The sequence below is a fragment of the Microlunatus kandeliicorticis genome, assembly GCF_014137855.1.
Lineage (GTDB): Bacteria > Actinomycetota > Actinomycetes > Propionibacteriales > Propionibacteriaceae > Microlunatus > Microlunatus kandeliicorticis.
In genome coordinates, this window is the sequence record NZ_JACGWT010000003.1 from 179,662 (window position 1) to 200,025 (window position 20,364).

The window sequence follows — 20,364 nt, forward strand, 5'->3', positions numbered from 1 at the left end:
TTGGGTCCTCCGGGGAACGGTGACCGCACCGGCGCCCCGTGGTCGACGTGGACCTCAGCACCGTGATGACCGACGTGAACGCGTGAACGAGACCAGCCGAGAGAGCATGCCGAGCCCGACCAGATCCGACGACACCGCCACCCAGCCCGCCGTGACCGCCGACGAGCGGCCCGGGCGCTACCCCACCGGAACCGTCCCGCACTTGACCGGCGACGCCCTGCAGACCCCGGTGCGGGTCACCGAGACCACCGACCGACCGACCGTTGACCGACCGAACGCCGACCCGCCGTCCGAACGCGCCCGCACGTTGCCGCTGGGGCTGTCGCTGAGCCAGATCATCGGCGGCAGCCTGGCCGCGGCGACGGCCGCCGCCCTCGGCTCCAAGCTCGGCGTCGCCGGGACGATAGGCGGAGCGGCTCTGGCCAGCGTGGTCAGTGCCGTGGCCGGCTCGCTGTACACCGCCTCGGTCCGTCGCACCCGCGAGGGCGTCCAGCAGGTCTTCTCCCGTCGCCCCCGGGTCTCGGCGGCGACCGTGCCGGCCGCCCGCACCACCCTCTCGGAGGACGTCCTGGGATCCGCCGGGCCGGCACCCGCGCTCTCCCGCCGTGACGACGTCCCCACGCCGTCCGACGCGGTCGGGCCTGCGCCGGCGGCCCGAACCCGGCGTCGGGTGGTCCGCAACGCCCTGATCGGGGCCGTCGCGGTGTTCGTGGTGGCCTTCGTCGGCATCTTCGCCTTCGAGACGCTCACCGGCCGGGCCCTCGACGGCGACCGGGGCACCACCATCGGCCAGCTGACCCAACCCGGGTCGGGGTCGCGCGAACCGACCACCCGTCCGGAGCCGTCGACCGGTGCGAGCAGCCCGGCGTCCACCCCGAGCGCCTCGGAGCAGCCGAGCAGCGAACCGAGCACCGGCAGCACCGCGGAACCGAGCAGCGGCACGTCGACGGAGCCGAGCACCGCGCCGAGCGAGGCACCGAGCAGTCAGCCGAGCACCTCGTCGGAGCCTTCGACCGCACCCTCGTCGGCGTCCTCGTCGCAGCCGAGCTCGGGATCATCCGCCGCCGCACCGGGCGACAGCCAGGTCGGCAGCAGCGGGCAGGGCTCCGGCACCGGCGGCTGACCCGGGCTGGCCGGCTGGGCACGGCTGCCCGGCTGGGCACGGCTGGCCGGACCGGCCGTCGTCAGTCGAAGGATCCGGAGCCCGCACAGCTCCCGTGCACGAGAGCGGGGCTGCTCGGTCATCCGCTGCGGATCGCCGTGTCGTAGTACGTCCCCGCCGCGACGGTCACCGCCGGCCCGCCCCACGGCAACAGCACCTTGAGCCCGCCCCCGTCGGAGGCGTCGGCGGCGAAGGCCATCGTGCCCCGCGCGTCGACATTCAGGTTGCCCGGCGGGGACGGGATCCCGCTGACCGCCACCGGGCGGCGGTAGGAGCCACCGCCGGGCGGCGAGACCAGCACGGTGTCGACGGAGGTGTCCCGGGGTGGCCGGCACTCCCCCGGCAGGTTCGGCGCGGCGCACCAGGACCGCTGCTGCATCAGGAACAACCGGCCGCCGGGATCGAGGTTCCAGCCGTAGGTCGAGGGCTTCGTGGTCGGCACGACGACGCCGCCGGCCAGGTGGTCCCAGCGGAGCAGGCTGTCCACCCCGGCTCGACTGCGCGGGTCGACGGTGAACAGCACGTCGCCCCAGGGGGTGGCGCGCATCCGCAGGACGTCGCTGTCGGTCAGGTGCCGCACGGTCGGCAGCCCACCGGCCACCGGGTAGCGGGCCAGGGCCGAGTCGAGCTGGTCGGTCACCGGGTCGTCGAAGGCGACCAGCGCGTGCCCGGCACCGTCGACCGTGATGGCCTGGATCCGGGTCAGCGTGCCCAGCAGGGTCCGCCGTCCGGTGACCGCGTCGATCCGGACGACCCGCTGCACCGCGCCCTGCTCGACGTCGTAGAGGACGACGTCGCCCTGCGCGTCGAGGGCGAAGCCGCTGCGGTAGGGCGTCATCGACCGGACCACGGTGCGGGTGCCGTCGGGACCGATCCGCAGCAGCCGGCCGGCGCCGAGGTCCAGGACCCAGACGGCGCCGTCGGGACCGACCTCGAACCGGACGGCGTGGTCGAGGTCGGCCAGCACCGTCCGGACCAGACCACCGTCGGCGCCCACCGTCCAGCGGACGATCTCGGCGGTGTCGGTGGTCAGCGCCCAGAGGGCCGGACCCGCCGCCGGTGACGCGGCGGCACGGCGCTGCCAGGCCGTGGCCAGCGCCCGCGCTCCGGGGGTGCGGACGGTGGCAGCGGACGTGGTGACGGTGGGACCGGTGGAGCCGGTGCCCGGCGAGGGGCGGTCGAGGGGGTGCGCAGCCACCGGGCCGGTCCCGGCGCCGAGCAACACCAGGGACAGGGCGGCGGCTCCGAGGGCCGACCTGAGCATGGTTGGAGACTAGGTCTGCAGCGCTGTAAGACGCCAGGCCCCGGCGCGTGGTGCTTTCCCACAGCCAGACCGGCGGGAGGCAGGTTTCCTGCCTCCCGCCAGCAGTCAGGCCTCGCGGGTCTTCGGCGAGCTGTCCAGCGTCCTGGCCGGGTCGGACTCGACCACGTCCCCGAGCACCTCGTCGATCCTGGCCATCGCGTCGGCCGGGATGGTGACCCCGGCCGCGGCGGCGTTGTCGTGCACCTGCTCCGGTCGCGAGGCGCCGATGATCGCGGTGGCGACGTTGTCGTTCTGCAGCGTCCAGGCCACGGCCAGCTGGGCCATCGAGAGGTTGAGGTCGGAGGCGATCGGCTTGAGCTGCTGCACCCGACCGAGCACGTCGTCGTTCATGAACCGCTTGATCATGTTGGCGCCGCCCTTGTCGTCGGTCGCCCGCGAACCGGCCGGCAGCTCCTGGCCCGGCACGTACTTGCCGGTGAGGACGCCCTGGGCGATCGGCGACCAGACCACCTGGCCGATGCCGAGCTCCTTGCTGGTCGGGACCACCTCGCCCTCGATCACCCGCCACAGCATCGAGTACTGCGGCTGGTTGCTGATCAGCTGGAAGCCGAGCTCGGTGGCCAGCCGGTGGCCCTCGCGGAGCTGGTCGGCGGTCCACTCGCTGACCCCGACGTAGAGCACCTTCCCGGCCCGGACGATGTCGGCGAACGCCTGCATCGTCTCTTCGAGCGGGGTCTCGTAGTCGTAGCGGTGCGCCTGGTAGAGGTCGACGTAGTCGGTCTGCAGCCGGCGCAGCGACCCGTCGATGGCCTCGCGGATGTGCTTGCGCGACAGCCCGAGGTCGTTGTGCCCCTTGGGTCCGATCGGGCCGAAGACCTTGGTGAAGATCTCCAGGCTCTCGCGGCGCTCGCCCTTGAGGGCCTCGCCCAGCACGGTCTCGGCCTTGGTGTTGGCGTAGACGTCGGCGGTGTCGAAGGTGCTGATCCCGGCGTCCAGCGAGGCGCGGACGCAGGCGGTGGCCTGCTCGTTCTCGATCTGGCTGCCGTGCGTCAGCCAGTTGCCGTAGGTGACCTCGGAGATCTTGAGGCCGGAGTTGCCCAGGTAGCGGAAGTCCATGACCGCCATCCCACCACGGGCCACCAGGGACCCCGACGGCGGCCGAGCCCTCAGACGCTCAGCCCAGCGACGCGGTGTGGTCGGCCGGGACCGCCTCGCCCTGCCGCGGCGGACCGGGCGGGGTGCCGTCACCGAACGGGCGTCCGCCGAGCTGCTCGCGGAAGTGTGGGCTCAGCCAGTTGGCCAGGTCCGGCCCCTGCGGGACCACGCCGGTCGGGTTGATGTCGGTCTGCACCAGGTAGTAGTGCTGCTTGATCTGGGTGAAGTCGATGGTGTCGCCGAACCCGGGGGTCTGGAACAGGTCGCGGGCGTAGGCCCACAGCACCGGCATCTCCGACAGCTTCTGCCGGTTGGTCTTGAAGTGGCCGTGGTAGACGGGGTCGAACCGGGCCAGCGTGGTGAACAGCCGGACGTCGGCCTCGGTGATGGTGTCCCCCACCAGGTAGCGCTGGTCGGCCAGCCGGTCGCTCAGCCAGTCGAGCCGGGCGAACAGCTTGGCGTAGGCCCGGTCGTAGCTGGCCTGCGAGCCGGCGAACCCGCACTTGTAGACGCCGTTGTTGACGTCGTGGAAGACCAGCTCGGCGACCTCGTCGATCTCGTCGCGCAACCGCTCCGGGTAGAGGTCCGGCGCGCCCTCGCGGTGGAAGGCGGTCCACTCGGTGGAGAAGTCGAGGGTCATCGTCGGGTAGTCGTTGGTGACGACCTTCTTGGTCGCCACCTCGACGATCGCGGGCACGGTGATCCCGCGCGGGTAGTCCGGGTAGCGGGCGAAGTAGGCCTGCTGCAGCCGCTCGTAGCCGAGCACCGGGTCGACCCCGCCGGGGTCGAGGTCGAAGGTCCAGCTCCGGGCGTCGTGGGTCGGGCCGCAGAGGCCCATCGACAGCGCGTCCTCGAGCCCGAGCAGCCGGCGGACGATGATCGCCCGGTTGGCCCACGGGCAGGCGCGCGCGGCGATCAGCCGGTAGCGCCCGGCCTCGACCGGCCATCCGTCGCGGCCGTCCGCGGTGATCCGGTCCGGGATGTAGTTGGTGTCCCGGTTGAAGTCCTCGCCCTGGTGGACGTACGCCCCGGCGGTCGAGTGCTCCTGGCTGCTGGCAGACATGCCCGGCAGCCTAGCCGTCGGCCCCGCGCGGTCCGGTTCAGCTCTCCACGGTGCGCAGCGCGCCCTCGGCCAGGCTCTCGGCGAAGGCCGGGACCCCGACGTCGAGGTCGTCGTCGGTCCGCGGCCGGACCAGCAGCGACAGCCCCTGGTGGCCGGCCAGCGCGACGCTGAACGTCTTGAGGTCGTCGACCTCGCTGAACACCTGGTCGCTGAACATGTCGACCACCATGTGGCGCGGGGTGAAGTACTCCGACCGCACGCTGCCGAACAGCACCTGGTCGGAGAAGTTGAGCACCGTGACCTGCAGGTGGTCGGGCTCCTCGAGCTGGTGGACCATCACCAGCATCGCCTTGTTGGACACCGGCGGCACGTCGAGCTGGACGCTGCTGGCGATCTTGTGGTCCCGCCGCACCCGGAGCACCCGGGAGAGCCGGCTGGCGAACGAGTGCTCGTCGGCCAGCTGCTGCGGCAGCGGCCCGTAGAGGCTGACCCCGCGCGGCATCCGGGACTGCGACTCGGTGGCGTCCGGCCGGTAGTCCATCAGGTCGTAGGCGGAGCGGTGGATCCAGCGGGTGTCGCCGGTGCCGAGCAGCCAGCCGATCCGGTCCCGCGGCAGCGTCAGCATCCCGCAGAGGTCCCAGCCGGAAAGCGCGAAGACCCCGGGCTGGAGGGCGTTGAACATGGCCAGCAGCAGGTGCGCCTGCTTGATCTTCTCGATCTGCTCGTCGTCGAGGGCGGCGATGTCGGTGTAGCCGAGCGAGGCGGCGATGATCGTCGCGGTGGTCGAGGCGATGCCGTTCTGGGTGAAGGTCGAGTTGTAGGGCCCGGCCTCACCGGTCAGCCGCTCGATCAGGTCGGCCCGGATCCGCACCGCGAGCGCCTCGCCGGTGTAGGTCTGCCCGCGGAAGGCGAACAGGTCCTCGCTGTGCCGGGTGGCGAAGTGGACGAGCTCGTAGGTCATCTCGTCGTGGTTCTGCAGCGCGTGCACCAGCGAGACCGGTTCGACGCCGATCTCACGGGCCGCGTTGAGGGTCAGCCGGAGGAACTCGGTGTCCGCGGTGGCCATCGCGTGGTGGTAGGCGGGCCGGTTGACGAAGTCGTAGGACAGGTCCGCGCCGCGCTCGGAGCTGTTCTTGATGTCGTCGATGGTGAGGTTGAGCTCCTGGAAGGTGAAGCCGCCGACCTTGCGCACCATCGAGGCGATCAGCTGGTTGGCCGCCTCGCTCAGCGGGTGGCCCTCCGACCAGGCCGGCGCGTCCTCCGAGGACGCCTTCTCGACGCCGAGGAACCCGTTGGCGTCGAGCCGCAGCGCGCCCGTGCCGAGGTCGCCGAGGCTGTGCAGCGCGTCGCCGATCACCAGCCGCATCCCGGCGAACGTCGGGTCGAGCCAGTTGATCGACGGCTGGCCCTCCTTGAAGTAGTGCAGGTAGACCCAGCGGCGCTCGACCCCGTCCGGCCCGGTGACCGGCGCGGTGGCGCTCCAGTTGGTCTCCTTGACCCCCGGCTCGAAGAAGATCACCCGCTGCAGCCGGCCGATGATGTAGCCGGCGCGCTCGAGCCGGTGCTCGGCCTCGGCGTCCAGGTTGACCGAGTCGGCCCCGCGCGGGACCTTCGGCAGCAGGCCCCAGTCCTCGGGCGGGATCTCCACCATGTGGTAGATCCCGGGGTAGTCGCCGACCTTCATCTCGGCCAGCCGGAAGTCCGCGCCCTTGCCGGTGTGGCCAGGGACGATGTCGTCGATCACGGTGCCGTCGTGGGCGGTCGCGACCTCGCAGACCGCGCGGAACTCGTCCTCGGTGCCGAACGCCTCGTCGATGTTCGTGCTGATCCGGTCGAAGTGGCCGTCGACGCTGGGGGTGAACTCCCAGCCGCTGATGCCGCCGGCGGCCTTGACCGGCCCGGTGTGGACGCCGTCGATGCCGATCTGCTGGAAGACCGACCACAGGTCCTCGTCACCCAGGGTGCCCAGGAAGGAGCACCCGGGCTTGGTGATCATCGAGATCGGGTAGGCGGTGAACCAGACGGAGGTCTTCTCGATCGCCGCCCGCGGGTCGGGGTTGGCAAACGGGTTCTGCCACATGCTGCCCTGGCCGGAGAACTGGCCGGCGATCTTCTTGGCGTCGGCCAGCATCGACTCGTCGGTCAGCCACTCGACGTAGTCGGGGTTGTCGCCGCTCGGCTTGCCGGTCCGCCCGGACTTGGGCCGGATCGGGAACAGCCCGCGGAGCCGGGCCCGTGGACGGAGCCGGCGCGGCCGGGCGGGATAGAACTGCTCGGCGTAGGTGATCTCGCTCGGCTCGTGGCCCTCGGGGTTGTCCGGCCCGTCGTCGACCGCCGTCTCGCGGTCGGTCACGACGTCGTCGTCCTTCGCCACTGGTTCTCCTCGTCGCGGTCGGGGCCGGTCCGGGTCGTCGCGTCAACGCGGCCGCCGGGCCACGCACGCACGAAAAACTAGTGCACGACCGCCGGAGGATGAGACGCCACCCGGCCAGCGAACGCCCGGGATCAGCGCAGTCGCGGCTCAGTGGGGCGGCGGCTCGCGCAGCATCAGCGCCTCCGGCAGGGCTCCGGCGCGCTCAGTGGCCGGCCTCCGCGGTCAGCCGGCGCTCGCCGCGGGCGCCGTAACGGGCCGACCAGACGACCAGCACGGTGATCAGCACCGGGGTCAGCAACGGCGAGACGGTGGCCATCACGGGCACCGGCAGGGTGAGCACCAGCGGGATCCGCAGCGCCGCCTCGGCGAGGAAGGCCACGCCCCAGACCACCGACATCACCCGGAACATCCGGCGGAACCCGGCGCTGGTCCGCCACAGCCCGTCCCACTCCTCGCGCTCGGCTCGGGTGGGCGCGGAGAAGCGCTGCGAGGCGTAGTACATCAGGGGCTTCCCGACCAGGCAGGTGACCAGGAAGATCAGCCCGCTGATCCCGGTGCCGAAGGACTCCTTGACCAGCAGGAAGCGGGCGCTGCCGGTGACGAAGGAGAGCCCCAGCCCGATGGCGAACGTGCTCAGCATGAACACCGAGAACGCGTCCACCTCGCGGCGCCGGACGATCACGTACGCCGCCCGCAGCCCGGCCACCACCGTCGCGGCGAGCAGGGCGACGTAGTCGCTGGTGCCGAGCCAGTGCAGCACCAGGTAGGTGCCGACCGACAGCCCGGCGTCGAGGAACAGGGTGCGGAAGGTGTCGCCGAGCTTGTGCTGCGGAGAGGTCTCGGTCGGGTCCTCCGGGCGGGCGGGCTCGGTCATGGCAGCGGCTCCGGAAGGGCTGAGGGTGACAGCGGGTGATGTCATGAGTAGAATCTGACATGTCAATATTTACATGTCAAGGCCAGAACCTAGAGTGGGCCGTCGTGGCCCACCGGGCCGGGGAGGGAGACACCGTGTCGTTGCGCTTCGCGCTGCTGGGGCTGCTCGACGTCCAACCGTCGAGCGGCTACGACCTCACCCAGCGATTCGCCCGCGGGATCGGCAGCTACGCCTGGAGCGCCAAGCACAGCCAGATCTACCCCGAGCTCAGGAAGCTGACCGACGAGGGCCTGATCGAGATCACCGAGACGGGCGCGCGCGGTCGCAAGACCTACGCCCCCACCCCGGCCGGGCGCGAGGAGCTGCGCGGCTGGCTGCTCGGCAAGCCCAACGCCGGGGGCGCCCGGAACGAGTTCGTCCTCCGGCTGTTCCTGCTGTCCTCGCTCGAACCCGAGGAGGCGGTCGCGGTGCTCGACGGCACGCTCCGGTTCGCCCGCGAGCAGGAGGCGCTGCTCGAGCAGGAGTTCGCCGCCGCCGTCGCGGAGGCGGGCGTCCCCAGCGGCAGCTCGCCGGGGCTGGCGGCGCGGTACGGCATCCACAGCTACCGGGCGCTGGCCGAGTGGGCCGACTGGGCGCGGGCCGCGATCGCCGGCGACCCGACCTTCGGTCACCGTCGCTGACCTGGCGCTGCCCCGTCCTTTGGCGGTCGGGGCCGTCGTTCGCGCCGACGCGGACGGGCGCCGGAGTTCGTAAACTGTCCCGGTGAAGTTCCTCCACGGCACGCCCGACCACGACCTGACCTACTCCGACGTGTTCATGGTCCCGCGGCGGTCCGGGGTCAGCTCGCGGCTCGACGTCGACCTCCGCAGCACCGACGGCGTCGGCACCACCCTGCCGATCGTGGTGGCCAACATGACCGCGATCTCCGGACGCCGGATGGCCGAGACCGTGGCCCGCCGCGGCGCGGTGGCGATCATCCCGCAGGACATCCCGACCGACGTGGTCGCGACCACCGTGACGCGGGTCAAGGACTCGCACCCGGTCTTCGACACCCCGGTGTCGGTGACCCCGAGCACCACGGTCGGCGAGGCCGTCTCGTTGCTCTCCAAGCGCGCGCACGGGCTGGTCGTGGTGATCGAGGACGGCCGTCCGCTGGGGACGGTCAGCGAGGCCGACGCCACCGGGGTCGACCGGTTCGCCCAGGTGCACGAGGTGATGAGCGACGACCTGGTGGTGGTCTCGCCCGACACCCCGCCGCAGCAGGTCTTCGACACCCTGTCGGCCCGGCACCTCGAGGTCGCTCTCGTGCAGGAGGGCGACCGGATCGTCGGCGTGATGACCCGCAAGCACGCGCTCCGGTCGACGCTCTACACGCCGGCGCTCGACCCGGCGGGGCGGCTCATGATCGGTGCCGCGGTCGGGATCAACGGCGACGTGGTCGGCCGGGCGGAGCGGCTGCTCGCGGCCGGCGTCGACGTGCTCGTGGTCGACACCGCGCACGGCCACCAGGAGAAGATGATCACCGCGCTCAAGGCGGTCCGGGAGGCCCGCGACGGTCACGCCGACGCGGTCGGCCGTCGGGTCCCGGTGGTGGCCGGGAACGTGGTCTCCGCCGACGGCGTCCGCGACCTGACCGCCGCGGGCGCCGACGTGATCAAGGTCGGGGTCGGCCCGGGGGCGATGTGCACCACCCGGATGATGACCGGGGTCGGCCGCCCGCAGTTCTCCGCGGTGCTCGAGTGCGCGGCCGCGGCACGCGAGACCGGGCACGCCGTCTGGGCCGACGGCGGGGTGCGCTACCCGCGCGACGTCGCCCTGGCGCTGGCCGCCGGCGCGGGCAGCGTGATGATCGGCAGCTGGTTCGCCGGGACGCTGGAGAGCACCGGCAACCTGCTCACCGACGCCCAGGGTCGGCACTACAAGGAGTCCTACGGGATGGCGTCGGCCCGCGCCGTCCGGTTGCGCACCAAGGACGCCAGCGGCTTCGACCGGGCCCGGGCCGGGCTGTTCGAGGAGGGCATCTCGACCTCGCGGATGTACCTCGACCCGGAGCGGCCGAGCGTGGAGGACCTGCTCGACCAGATCGTGGCCGGGGTGCGGAGCAGCTGCACCTACGCCGGGGCAACCAGCCTCGAGGAGTTCCACCAGCTGGCCACCGTCGGGGTCCAGTCCAGCTCCGGCTACGACGAGGGACGTCCGCTGCACGCCAGCTGGTGAGGCCGCGTCACCGGGTGGCGCCGACCGCCTGTGCGAGCCTGCGATCTCGCTGGTCGCCGGACCTCAGTGGTGGGTGGTCAGCACGACCGCCCGGCGCGACCAGGCGTGGCCCTGCAACTGGTCGACCAGGAACCGGGCGACGTCGGCGCGGCTGATCCGCCACGGCCCCTGGGCGGCCACCGTCTCGGCGGCGCGGAAGTCGCCGACCGGCGGGTCGTCGGTCAGCCGGACCGCCTGCGTCAGCGTCCAGTCCAGCGCGGCGCCCCGGACGGCCTCCTCGGCCTCCACCCGGTCGGCCCGGAGCTTGGCACTGCCGCGGACCCGTGACCACCGCAGCCCGAGCGGGAGCTCGCGCCGGTCCAGCCCGGGACCGTAGGGCGCGAGGACCATCAGCCGCTCCGCCCCCGCGTGGGTGGCCGCCCCGACCACCGCGCGCGCGATCGGCGCTGCCACCGGCTGCCGGAGCGACCCGGCCAGGCTGATCACCGCCTGCTGGTCGTCGACCGCCCGGGCGAGCGCGTGCTTGTCGGTGACGTCGCCGCCGAGCACCCGAACCTGCTCGGGAGCCCCGAACCCGACCGGGTCACGGACCAGCACGGTGATCCGGTGACCGGCCCAGCGGGCGCGCTCGAGCACGTGGGCGCCGGTCCGTCCGGACGCGCCCAGGATCAGCAGCCGCACTCCCCCGACTCCCCGATCCGGTCCGTGCCGACCCGGCCTCAGCCGGCCTGCGCGTAGCGCTTGGCCGCGCGGGCGCGGGCCTTGAGCGCCTCCTCCTCGCGGTTCTTCGGCGGTGCGCTGGTGGTCAGGTGCTCGAGCAGGTGCTGGGTGATGTGGGCGATCTCGTGGACGGCCTCGTCGAAGGCGGCGGCGTTGGCCTGGGAGGGCTTGGTGGTCCCGGCGACCTTGCGAACGTACTGGAGCGCGGCGGCGTGGACCTCGGCCGAGGTGGCCGGCGGCTCGAAGTTGTGCAGCGGGCGGATGTTTCGGCACATGCCGGGGACCCTACTGCCGACCGACCCTCCGGCCCAGGGGTCACGGACCGCACAGGTCCCACAGCTACCTTGGAGCCATCTGAGAAGCCGCATCCAGCCACGCGTGCGGTCCGGCGCGTCCGCTCCACGTCTCGGAGGACCTGCTCATCGACACCCCGACCACTCCGGCGTCCCGTCCGGCACCCCTGCCCGCCCGCGCCCGGCTGCTGCACATCGGCCTGGCCAAGACCGGCACCACCGCGCTGCAACGAACCGCGCAGCGACGGCGCGACGCACTGCTCGACGCGGGCGTCCGCTACCCGGGCACGGCGACGAACCACCGCGAGGCGGTCTCGGCCCTGATGAGGCGCCGGTGGGGCTGGCCGGGTGCCGGCGCCTCGGTGCCCGATCGCCGGCACTGGGACGAGCTGCTGGCCGAGGTCGAGGCCGAACGCGACCGCCGGATCTGGATCAGCCACGAGTTCGCCTCCGAGTCCGACGACGCGACGGCAGCCCGGTTCGCCGCCGAGCTCGGCCCGCGACTCGAGGTGGTGGTCACCCTCCGACCGTTCGCCGCCCTGCTCGGCTCGTCCTGGCAGCAGTACCTCAAGGCCGGCAGCGTGCACCGGTTCGAGGACTGGTTGGAACGCGTCCTCGCCGACCCGCCGGACACCACGGTCACGCCCACCTTCCACCGGCGCAACGACCAGGGCGGGGTGGTCCGGCGTTGGGCGGCGGCCGTCGGCGCCGACCACGTCACCGTGGTGGTCGCCGATCCTGGCCGGCCGCGGTTGCTGACCGACGCGTTCGAGGGGCTGCTCGACCTGCCGGCCGGGTTCCTGGCCGACGACGGGCTGGGCGGCCGGGACGCCAACCGCCGGCTGTCGGCCACGGAGTGCGAGCTGGTCCGCCAGCTCAACCTGGCCATCCGGGACCGCGGCGTGCACTGGGCCGACTACGAACGGCTGGTCCGCGACGGCGCGGTCGCCCGGCTGCTCGACCAGCCGCCGCCTCCCGACGACGAGCTGGTGCTCCCCGGGTGGGCGGTCCGCGCGGCCGCCGAGCGCAGCGACCGGTACGCCGCCGAGGTCGCGGCCAGCGGCGTCCGGGTGGTCGGCGACCTCGACCTGCTCCGCACCGCTCCGCGGACCGGCCCGGGCACCGCCGCGGTGCCGGAGCTGGTGTCCGCCGAGCTCACCGGGGCCGCGCTGGCCGGGGTGGTGTCCGCGGCCCTCGGTCGCGGCGCGGAGTTCGACGGGCCGGACCGGCCGGACCGCCGGCGCCGGGCCGAGGCGATCCTGTCGACGGTGGCCCTACCAGACATCGGACGTGTGCTCCTCGCGCGGTCCACGGGCGGGATCCGTCGTCGTGTCCGCCGCGCGACCGCCGGTATCGTCGCCCGCGGGCCGAGGACACGCCGGCCGTGAGATCGACCGCCGGCACCCCTGCGACAGCGACGGCCGAGGCAGCACCAGGACGGGAGACGATGAGCGGACCCAGCCGGATCCTCAGTGAGCTGGCCGTCCTCGAGGCGGAGAGCATCCACATCATCCGCGAGGTCGCGGCCGAGATGAGCCGTCCCTGTCTGCTGTTCTCCGGGGGCAAGGACTCGATCGTGATGCTGCGGCTGGCCGAGAAGGCCTTCGCCCCGGCGCGGATCCCGTTCCCGGTCATGCACGTCGACACCGGGCTCAATTTCGACGAGGTGATCACGTTCCGCGACGACCGGGTGGCCGAGCTCGGGGTCGAGCTGGTGGTCGCCAGCGTCCCGGACGCGATCGCACGCGGCCTGGTGGCCGAGGAGCCGAACGGCTCGCGCAACCGGATCCAGACCCCGGTGCTGCTCGAGGCGGCGGAGGAGCACGGCTTCGACGCGCTGTTCGGCGGTGCCCGGCGCGACGAGGAGAAGGCCCGGGCCAAGGAGCGGATCTTCAGCTTCCGCGACGAGTTCGGCCAGTGGGACCCCAAGAACCAGCGACCCGAGCTGTGGAACCTCTACAACGGGCGGATCTTCCCCGGCCAGAGCATCCGGGTGTTCCCGCTGTCGAACTGGACCGAGCTCGACGTCTGGCGCTACATCGAGTCCGAGCAGCTGGCCGTGCCCGACCTCTACTTCGCCGCCGAGCGCGAGGTGGTCGAGCGCGGCGGGATGCTCTACGCGGTGAATCGGTTCGTCGAGCCCCGCGACGGCGAGACCACCGAGAAGCGCTCGGTGCGCTACCGCACGATGGGGGACGCGAACCTGACCGCGGCGGTGCCGTCCGAGGCGGTCACGGTGGCCGACGTGATCACCGAGATCGAGACCACCCGGCTGACCGAGCGCGGGGCGACCCGCGGCGACGACAAGGTCAGCGACACCGCGATGGAAGACCGCAAGCGGGAAGGCTACTTCTGATCATGACCGACCTCACCCGGATCGCCACCGCGGGATCGGTCGACGACGGCAAGTCCACCCTGATCGGGCGGCTGCTCTTCGACTCGAAGTCGCTGTTCACCGACCAGCTGGACGCGGTCGAGACCGCCAGCCGTCGCCGCGGCGACGACTACACCGACCTGGCGCTGCTCACCGACGGGCTGCGGGCCGAGCGCGAGCAGGGCATCACCATCGACGTCGCCTACCGCTACTTCGCCACCCCGCGGCGCCGGTTCGTGATCGCCGACACGCCAGGCCACATCCAGTACACCCGCAACATGGTGACCGGCGCCTCGACCGCCGACATCGCGGTGATCCTGGTCGACGTCCGCAAGGGCGTCTCCGAGCAGAGCCGCCGGCACGCGTTCCTCACCACGCTGCTCGGGGTGCCGCACCTGGTGGTGTGCGTCAACAAGATGGACCTGGTCGACTACTCCGAGGAGGCCTTCGAGGCGGTCTGCCGGGACTTCACCGCCTTCGCCTCGCGGCTCCGGGTCCGCGACCTGACCTTCGTCCCGGTGTCGGCCCTGCACGGCGACAACGTGGTCGACCGGTCCGAGCGGATGCCCTGGTACGAGGGCGCCCCGCTGCTCAGCCAGCTCGAGCACATGTACGTGGCCAGCGACCGCAACCTGGTCGACGTCCGGTTCCCAGTCCAGTACGTGATCCGGCCGCAGTCCAACACCCACCGTGACTACCGCGGGTACGCCGGCACGGTGGCCAGCGGGGTGCTCAAGGTCGGCGACCCGGTGGTCGCCCTCCCCAGCGGGTTCACCTCGACGGTGGCCGCGATCGAGACCGCCGACGGTCCGCTGACCGAGGCCTACCCGCCGATGGCGGTGACCGTCCGGCTCGCCGACGACATCGACGTCAGCCGCGGCGACCTGCTCTGCCGGCCCAACAACGTCCCGCGCACCGACCAGAACCTCGACGCCCGGATCTGCTGGATGGACGAGGCCGCACCGCTGGTCCCGCGGAAGAAGTACGCGATCAAGCAGACCACCCGCTGGGGCCGCGCGATGGTCACCGAGGTCGCCTACCGGATCGACGTCAACACCCTGCACCGCGACGAGACCGCCGACCGCCTCGACCTCAACGACATCGGCCGGGTCAAGCTCCGCACCACGGTGCCATTCTTCGTCGACAACTACACCGACAACCGCGCCACCGGCTCGTTCATCCTGGTCGACGAGTCGACCAACCGCACCGTCGCCGCCGGCATGATCGAGGCCCACAAGAACTAGCCGCCACTCCGAGGCGGCAGCCCGCACACCGTGCGGTCCTCGGCCCACCCCCACCCGACGCAGGACGCCCAACGAGGAGACCGGGGCGCGCACCGGGTGTCGGGGGCGTGGTCGGGCGTCTGAGCGGAGCGCACGACGAGCCGGAGCAGGGCACCCGGGCCGAGCGCGCTCCGCGAGGCGGGCGGGACATCCGGTGCGGGGCCCGGTCTCCGGGAGCACCCCACGCGCACCGAGGCACTTCGACAGGCTCAGTGCACGTCCGCTTGGCTCAGTGCACGTCGGCCTGGCTCAGTGCGCGTCCCCGCTCTTCACCAGGTGCCGCGGCAGCGCGAAGAACAGCACCGCGACGAACCCGACCAGCACGACCAGCGCCGGCAGCAGCATCGCCTGCGCCATCGCCGTGCTGAACCCGGCGTGCAGCGCCTCGGGGAGCTTGCCCACCCCGGCCTCGGTGGCCCCGGCTCCGCCGCCGGCCGACGGCAGCTCCGCGGCCAGCCGGGCGTCGATCAGTGCGGCGATGCTGGCGCTGCCGAGCACCGCGCCGATCTGCCGGGTCGTGTTGTAGACCCCGGCCCCGGCGCCCGCCCGGCTCGGCGGCAGGTTCCGGGTGGCCGAGGTGCCGAGCGGGGACCACATGAACCCGTTGGCCACCCCGAGCAGGGCGATCGGCAGCAGCAGCCGCCACATCGGGCTGTCCGGCGTCATCTCGTGGCTCAGCCAGATCAGCGAGACCGAGAGGCAGAGCAGCCCGAAACCGGCGAGATAGCGCGGGTGCATGCGGTCGGTCAGCCGGCCGACGAACGGGGCGAGCCCGCCGGAGATCACCGCCATCGGGACGAACAGCAGCGCCGAACCGGTCGGGGTCAGCCCGCGAACCGCCTGCGCGTAGAGCATCAGCGGGAAGCCCTGCGAGGTGACGGTGAACCCGACCGAGGTGATGGCCAGGTTGGCCAGGCTGAAGTTTCGGTCGCGGAACAGCCCGAGCGGCACCAGCGGCTCACCACGGTTGACCCGCTGCCACACGACGAAGGCGACCAGCGCGAGCAGCCCGAAGGCGATCAGCATCCACACGTGCAGCGGGCCGGCGATGGTCCCCCAGTCGTACTGGCGGCCCTCCTGGATCCCGAACACCACGCAGAACAGGCCGATCGCGCTGAGGGCGACGCCGACCAGGTCGAACCGGTGCACGGCGGTCGGGAGCGCCGGCACCAGCCGGGCGGCGAGCACGAACGCCACCACGCCGACCGGGACGTTGATGAAGAAGATCCACTCCCAGCCCGGACCGTCGACCAGCAGGCCGCCGGCCACCGGGCCGACCAGGGTGGCCACTCCGGCCACCGCACCCCACAGGCTCATCGCCCGGCCGCGCTGGTCGGCCGGGAAGATCCGGGTGATCACCGCCATGGTCTGCGGGGTCATCAGCGCGGCGCCGAGGCCCTGGGCGACCCGGGCGGTGATCAGCATCCCGATCGTCCCGGTGAGCCCGCACCACAGCGAGGCGAGGGTGAAGACGACCAGGCCGATCAGGTACATGTTCTTCGGCCCGAACCGGTCACCCAGCCGGCCAGTGATCAGCAGCGGCACCGCGTAGGCCAGCAGGTAGGCGCTGGTCACCCAGATCACCGCGTTCACGTCGGCGTCGAGCCCGGTCATGATCGCCGGGGTCGCCACCGAGACGATGGTGGTGTCGACCAGGATCATGAAGAAGCCCAGGACCAGCGCCCAGAGCGCGGGCCAGGGGCGGAAGTCGGGGTGCTCGGTCGGCGCCATCGCGTGGCGCGGGGCGGTCGAGCGACGCGCGGGTCCGCGGGACGGGTCGGTGCGGGTCAGGAGGTCGGCCATGGCAGGTCCTTGGTGGTGATGCGGGTGATCAGGGTGGCGAGCCAGTCGCGCTGGGCGCGGACGGTCTCGCGGAGGAAGTCGACGTTGATGAGGTAGGCCTCCTCGACGCCGCGGGAGGCGGCGTCGAGCAGCCCCTGCTCGAGCTCGTGGAGCCGGGCCTCGAGGCTGATCCGGTGCCGGGTGAGCTGCTCGACCACGAGGTCGGCGGGCAGGTTGTGCGCCTCCCCCAGCGCGAACGGGAGCACCGGGTACTCCCGGACCGGCGCGCGGAGCAGCTCGACCAGCCGGGTCCGCAGCGCCTCCTCACCCTCGGGGGTGATCGCGTAGGTGGTCCGCTCGGGCCGGTTCCCTTCGCGCTCGGTGCCGGCGACGACGGCCAGACCGTCGGCGACCAGCCGCTCGACGGTGCGGTAGAGGGTGCCCGGGCTCAGCTTGAGCCACTCGTCCTCCTGCCGCTTGAGCAGCAGCGAGTACATCTCGTACGGGTGCATCGGACGCTCGGTGAGCAGCGCGAGCGCGGAGACCGCCAACGGGGCCAGCGCCATCCCCGCCTCCTTCACTCCGGTTGAACTATTCCTTACGGAATATTACGCACGGAGTTTGCGGCATGCAAGCAGGCATCGCAGCAAAAGACAGGGGCCCGGCCGATCGGCCGGGCCCCTGTCGGGAATGTCCTGGTGTCGCGTCGTCGACCTCAGTGCGCGTGGTCGCCGCGGTAGAACTCGTAGAGCAGACCGGTCAAGGTGACGAACCCGATGGCCACCGCGATGATGCTCAGCCACCAGCCGAAGACCGGACCGAGGACGAAGAGCACCAGCGCGAGCCCGCAGAAGAGCGGCCAGATGCTCTGCGGCGGGAAGAAGCCGAGCTCACCGGCGCCTTCGGCGATCTCGCCGTCGCGCCGGTCCTCCGGGCGAGGGTCCATCCGGCGGGCCACCAGCGCGAGGTAGCCGCCGATCATCAGCACCAGGAAGAAGGTGAGGATGAGGGCCGCGAACCCGGTCGGGTCGTGGCTCATGAACCAGTAGATCGGGGTGACCGGGATCAGGAAGATCGCGACCGCGCCGAAGACCCAGGCCTCGATCCTCATCGACGTCCTCCCCGCTGCGGATCGGCGTGGAAGCCGGGATCGTCGGACTGCCCGGAGACCCGGGCGGTCAGCTCGTCGACGCGACCGTGGTCGTCACCGGCGTCGAGCAGGGTGTCGGAGGCCTCGTTGGCCGGGTACTCGAGCAGCGCCACCTCGGGGTGGTGCAGGTCGAAGGCCGGGGACTCCGAACGGATCCGGGGCAGCGACAGGAAGTTGTGCCGCGGCGGCGGGCAGGAGGTCGCCCACTCGAGCGAGCGGCCCCAGCCCCACGGGTCGTCGGTGTTGACCAGCGGGGCCTTGCGCGACTTCCAGACGTTGTAGATGAACGGCAGGATCGAGGCGCCGAGCAGGAAGGCACCGGCCGAGCTGACCTGGTTGAGGACGGTGAAGCCCTCGTTGGGCAGGTAGTCGGCGTATCGGCGTGGCATGCCCTCCACCCCGAGCCAGTGCTGGACGAGGAAGGTGGTGTGGAAGCCGACGAACAGCAGCCAGAAGTGGATCTTGCCCCAGGTCTCGTCGAGCATCCGGCCGGTCAGCTTGGGCCACCAGAAGTAGAAGCCGGCGAACATCGCGAACACCACCGTGCCGAACACCACGTAGTGGAAGTGCGCCACCACGAAGTAGGAGTCCGACAGCGCGAAGTCCAGCGGCGGGCTGGCCAGGATGACGCCGGTCAGGCCGCCGAACAGGAAGGTGGTGAGGAAGCCGATCGCCCACAGCATCGGGGTGTCGAAGGTGAGACTGCCGCCCCACATCGTCCCGATCCAGTTGAAGAACTTCACCCCGGTCGGCACGGCGATGAGGAAGGTCATGAAGCTGAAGAACGGCAGGCTGACCGCCCCGGTGACGTACATGTGGTGCGCCCACACGGCGACCGAGAGGGCCGCGATCGACAGGGTCGCGGCGACCAGACCGATGTAGCCGAAGACCGGCTTGCGGCTGAACACCGGCAGGATCTCGGTGATGATGCCGAAGAACGGCAACGCGATGATGTAGACCTCGGGGTGCCCGAAGAACCAGAACAGGTGCTGCCACAGGATCGGGCCGCCGTTGGCGGCGTCGAAGACGTGCGCGCCGAGCTTCCGGTCCGCCTCGAGCACCAGCAGTGCCGCCGCCAGGATCGGGAACGCGATCAGCACCAGCAGCGACGTGATCAGGATGTTCCAGGTGAAGATCGGCATCCGGAACATGGTCATGCCCGGGGCCCGCATGGTCAGGATCGTGGTGACGAAGTTGACCGCACCGAGGATCGTGCCCAGACCGGCGAGGTAGAGGCCCATGATCCACAGGTCACCACCGACACCCGGCGAGTTCACCGAGTTCGAGAGCGGCGAGTAGGCGAACCAGCCGAAGCTGGCCGCCCCCTGCGGCGACAGGAAGCCCGAGACCACGATCAGGCCGCCGAACAGGTAGAGCCAGTACGACAGCATGTTGAGCCGCGGGAACGCCACGTCGGGCGAACCGATCTGCAGCGGCATGATCGCGTTCGCGAAGCCCGCGAAGAGCGGGGTCGCGAACAGCAGCAGCATGATCGTGCCGTGCATGGTGAAGAACTGGTTGTAGGTCTCGTAGCTGAGGTACTGCAGCCCGGGGAACGCCAGCTCCGCCCGGATGCCGAGGGCGAGGATGCCGCCGAACAGGAAGAACAGGAACGAGGTGACGAAGTACAGGTTGCCGATCACCTTGTGGTCGGTGGTGACCATGTACTTCCAGGCGATCTGCCCGAGTGGCCGGGCCGGCCGGAGGACCTCGGTGGTCCCGGCGGTGCGCTCGAGAGTGACCATCAGCCTTCCCCTCCGGTGTCCGTCGGCGGTTGCAGCACGGTGGTGCTGGTGTTGCCGAGGTTCACTCCGGTCTGACCGGCCTGCGCCAGTTCCTTCAGCTTCTCGTTGTACTCGGCGACCGGGACGATGTGGACCTTGAACAGCATCGCGGAGTGGTAGGTCCCGCAGAGCTCGGCGCACTTGCCGTCGTAGTCACCGAGGCGGGTCGGCGTCACGTCGAAGTAGTTGTGGCGACCCGGGATGACGTCCATCTTCTCGTAGAACGACGGGATCCAGAACGAGTGGATGACGTCGGGCGAGGTGAGACGGAAACGCACCGTCTGGCCGACCGGGAGGTAGAGGTCCGGGGTCTTCTCGATGGTCCCGGACTCCCACACGTCGTTGCCGACCTGAGGGTTGTTCGCCTCGCGGTAGTTGAACGTCCACGACCACTTCTGGCCGACGACGTCGATGGTGTGCTGGGGTTCGGCGACCTTGGCCTGGACGTGCTCCTGGACCAGCACCGTGTAGTAGAACAGCACGCCGATCACCACGAACGGGGCGATCGTGTAGAGCACCTCGAGCGGCAGGTTGTAGCGGTTCTGCTTGACGTAGCCGCCGTGCCGGCGCTTGAACCGGACGACGCAGTAGATGATCAGGCCCCACACGAACAGACCGATCGCCCCGGCCGCGATCCAACTGCCGATCCACAGGTCGTGGATGCTCGGGGCCCGGTCGCTCGCGGCGACCGGCAACCCCAGCCGCTTGAGCTGACCGACGGTCTCCTGGCTGCACCCGGACAGCGCCGCGGCGGCACCGATCACGCCGACCCCGAGCAGCACCCGGAGTCCGCGGCGTCCGCGACTGCGCGCCGTCCTGGTCCCCGCGGACCAGTCGTCACCTGACACGTCGTGCCTTCCTCGATACGA

The 20,364-nt window shown here is 71.5% G+C and carries 18 protein-coding genes; 6 read left to right on the forward strand and 12 right to left on the reverse strand.

Going from position 1 to position 20,364, the window contains the following annotated elements; genetic code table 11:
• Positions 1-106 precede the first annotated feature (106 nt).
• Positions 107-1,123: a hypothetical protein gene (locus tag FHX74_RS09885; RefSeq protein ID WP_182559965.1), complete on the forward strand. Its 1,017-nt coding sequence runs from the start codon at positions 107-109 to the stop codon at positions 1,121-1,123.
• A gap of 118 nt (positions 1,124-1,241) precedes the next feature.
• Here the strand turns inward: FHX74_RS09885 and FHX74_RS09890 are convergent, their stop codons facing one another.
• The 5 genes from FHX74_RS09890 to FHX74_RS09910 form a co-directional block, all read right to left on the reverse strand.
• Positions 1,242-2,426, reverse strand: a complete 1,185-nt coding sequence (locus tag FHX74_RS09890; RefSeq protein ID WP_182559966.1) for an SMP-30/gluconolactonase/LRE family protein — start codon at positions 2,424-2,426, stop codon at positions 1,242-1,244.
• Positions 2,427-2,531: 105 nt separating this feature from the next.
• Positions 2,532-3,542 (reverse strand): aldo/keto reductase family protein, encoded by a 1,011-nt coding sequence (locus FHX74_RS09895; protein WP_182559967.1) that lies wholly within the window; start codon positions 3,540-3,542, stop codon positions 2,532-2,534.
• Positions 3,543-3,600: 58 nt separating this feature from the next.
• Entirely contained in the window at positions 3,601-4,644 is a 1,044-nt protein-coding gene (locus FHX74_RS09900) for a glutathione S-transferase family protein (protein WP_182559968.1), read from the reverse strand.
• Between the two features lie 37 nt (positions 4,645-4,681).
• Positions 4,682-7,018, reverse strand: coding sequence for a maltose alpha-D-glucosyltransferase (treS, locus tag FHX74_RS09905; RefSeq protein WP_328823742.1), 2,337 nt, complete (start codon positions 7,016-7,018; stop codon positions 4,682-4,684).
• A 202-nt stretch (positions 7,019-7,220) separates the two neighbouring features.
• Entirely contained in the window at positions 7,221-7,892 is a 672-nt protein-coding gene (locus FHX74_RS09910) for a VC0807 family protein (RefSeq protein WP_182559969.1), read from the reverse strand.
• 134 nt (positions 7,893-8,026) lie between these two features.
• On the opposite strand from FHX74_RS09910, the gene FHX74_RS09915 reads away from it, so the two are divergent.
• Positions 8,027-8,572 (forward strand): PadR family transcriptional regulator, encoded by a 546-nt coding sequence (locus FHX74_RS09915; protein ID WP_182559970.1) that lies wholly within the window; start codon positions 8,027-8,029, stop codon positions 8,570-8,572.
• A gap of 82 nt (positions 8,573-8,654) precedes the next feature.
• Positions 8,655-10,109 carry a GuaB1 family IMP dehydrogenase-related protein gene (locus tag FHX74_RS09920; RefSeq protein ID WP_182559971.1) on the forward strand — a complete coding sequence of 485 codons (1,455 nt, stop codon included), beginning with the start codon at positions 8,655-8,657 and terminating at the stop codon, positions 10,107-10,109.
• Between the two features lie 63 nt (positions 10,110-10,172).
• Here the strand turns inward: FHX74_RS09920 and FHX74_RS09925 are convergent, their stop codons facing one another.
• A complete protein-coding gene (locus tag FHX74_RS09925; protein ID WP_182559972.1) occupies positions 10,173-10,790 on the reverse strand; it encodes an NAD(P)-dependent oxidoreductase in 618 nt (205 codons plus the stop codon).
• A 38-nt stretch (positions 10,791-10,828) separates the two neighbouring features.
• The gene (locus FHX74_RS09930) at positions 10,829-11,104 is read right to left on the reverse strand and encodes a DUF2277 domain-containing protein (protein WP_182559973.1); all 276 of its coding nucleotides are present in this window, start codon (positions 11,102-11,104) and stop codon (positions 10,829-10,831) included.
• Between the two features lie 341 nt (positions 11,105-11,445).
• On the opposite strand from FHX74_RS09930, the gene FHX74_RS09935 reads away from it, so the two are divergent.
• From FHX74_RS09935 to FHX74_RS09945, 3 genes are read left to right on the forward strand one after another with little or no spacing between them, the layout of a single operon-like run.
• On the forward strand, positions 11,446-12,510 hold the full coding sequence (locus FHX74_RS09935; protein WP_182559974.1) for a hypothetical protein: 1,065 nt from the start codon (positions 11,446-11,448) through the stop codon (positions 12,508-12,510).
• 59 nt (positions 12,511-12,569) lie between these two features.
• Positions 12,570-13,478, forward strand: a complete 909-nt coding sequence (cysD, locus tag FHX74_RS09940; protein WP_182559975.1) for a sulfate adenylyltransferase subunit CysD — start codon at positions 12,570-12,572, stop codon at positions 13,476-13,478.
• Positions 13,479-13,480: 2 nt separating this feature from the next.
• Complete coding sequence (locus tag FHX74_RS09945; RefSeq protein WP_182559976.1) at positions 13,481-14,740, forward strand: sulfate adenylyltransferase subunit 1; 1,260 nt, start codon at positions 13,481-13,483, stop codon at positions 14,738-14,740.
• A gap of 288 nt (positions 14,741-15,028) precedes the next feature.
• Here the strand turns inward: FHX74_RS09945 and FHX74_RS09950 are convergent, their stop codons facing one another.
• The 5 genes from FHX74_RS09950 to ctaC all read right to left on the reverse strand — a co-directional run bounded on the left by FHX74_RS09950 (position 15,029) and on the right by ctaC (position 20,343).
• On the reverse strand, positions 15,029-16,510 hold the full coding sequence (locus FHX74_RS09950) for a DHA2 family efflux MFS transporter permease subunit (RefSeq protein WP_182560417.1): 1,482 nt from the start codon (positions 16,508-16,510) through the stop codon (positions 15,029-15,031).
• Between the two features lie 56 nt (positions 16,511-16,566).
• On the reverse strand, positions 16,567-17,142 hold the full coding sequence (locus tag FHX74_RS09955) for a PadR family transcriptional regulator (RefSeq protein ID WP_220483753.1): 576 nt from the start codon (positions 17,140-17,142) through the stop codon (positions 16,567-16,569).
• 134 nt (positions 17,143-17,276) lie between these two features.
• Positions 17,277-17,672: a cytochrome c oxidase subunit 4 gene (locus FHX74_RS09960; protein ID WP_182559977.1), complete on the reverse strand. Its 396-nt coding sequence runs from the start codon at positions 17,670-17,672 to the stop codon at positions 17,277-17,279.
• Positions 17,669-19,456 carry an aa3-type cytochrome oxidase subunit I gene (ctaD, locus tag FHX74_RS09965; protein WP_182559978.1) on the reverse strand — a complete coding sequence of 596 codons (1,788 nt, stop codon included), beginning with the start codon at positions 19,454-19,456 and terminating at the stop codon, positions 17,669-17,671. The genes FHX74_RS09960 and ctaD overlap by 4 nt, the downstream gene beginning before the upstream one ends.
• Positions 19,456-20,343: an aa3-type cytochrome oxidase subunit II gene (ctaC, locus tag FHX74_RS09970; protein ID WP_456238303.1), complete on the reverse strand. Its 888-nt coding sequence runs from the start codon at positions 20,341-20,343 to the stop codon at positions 19,456-19,458. Before ctaC ends, ctaD begins: the two co-directional genes overlap by 1 nt.
• Positions 20,344-20,364: the final 21 nt, after the last annotated feature.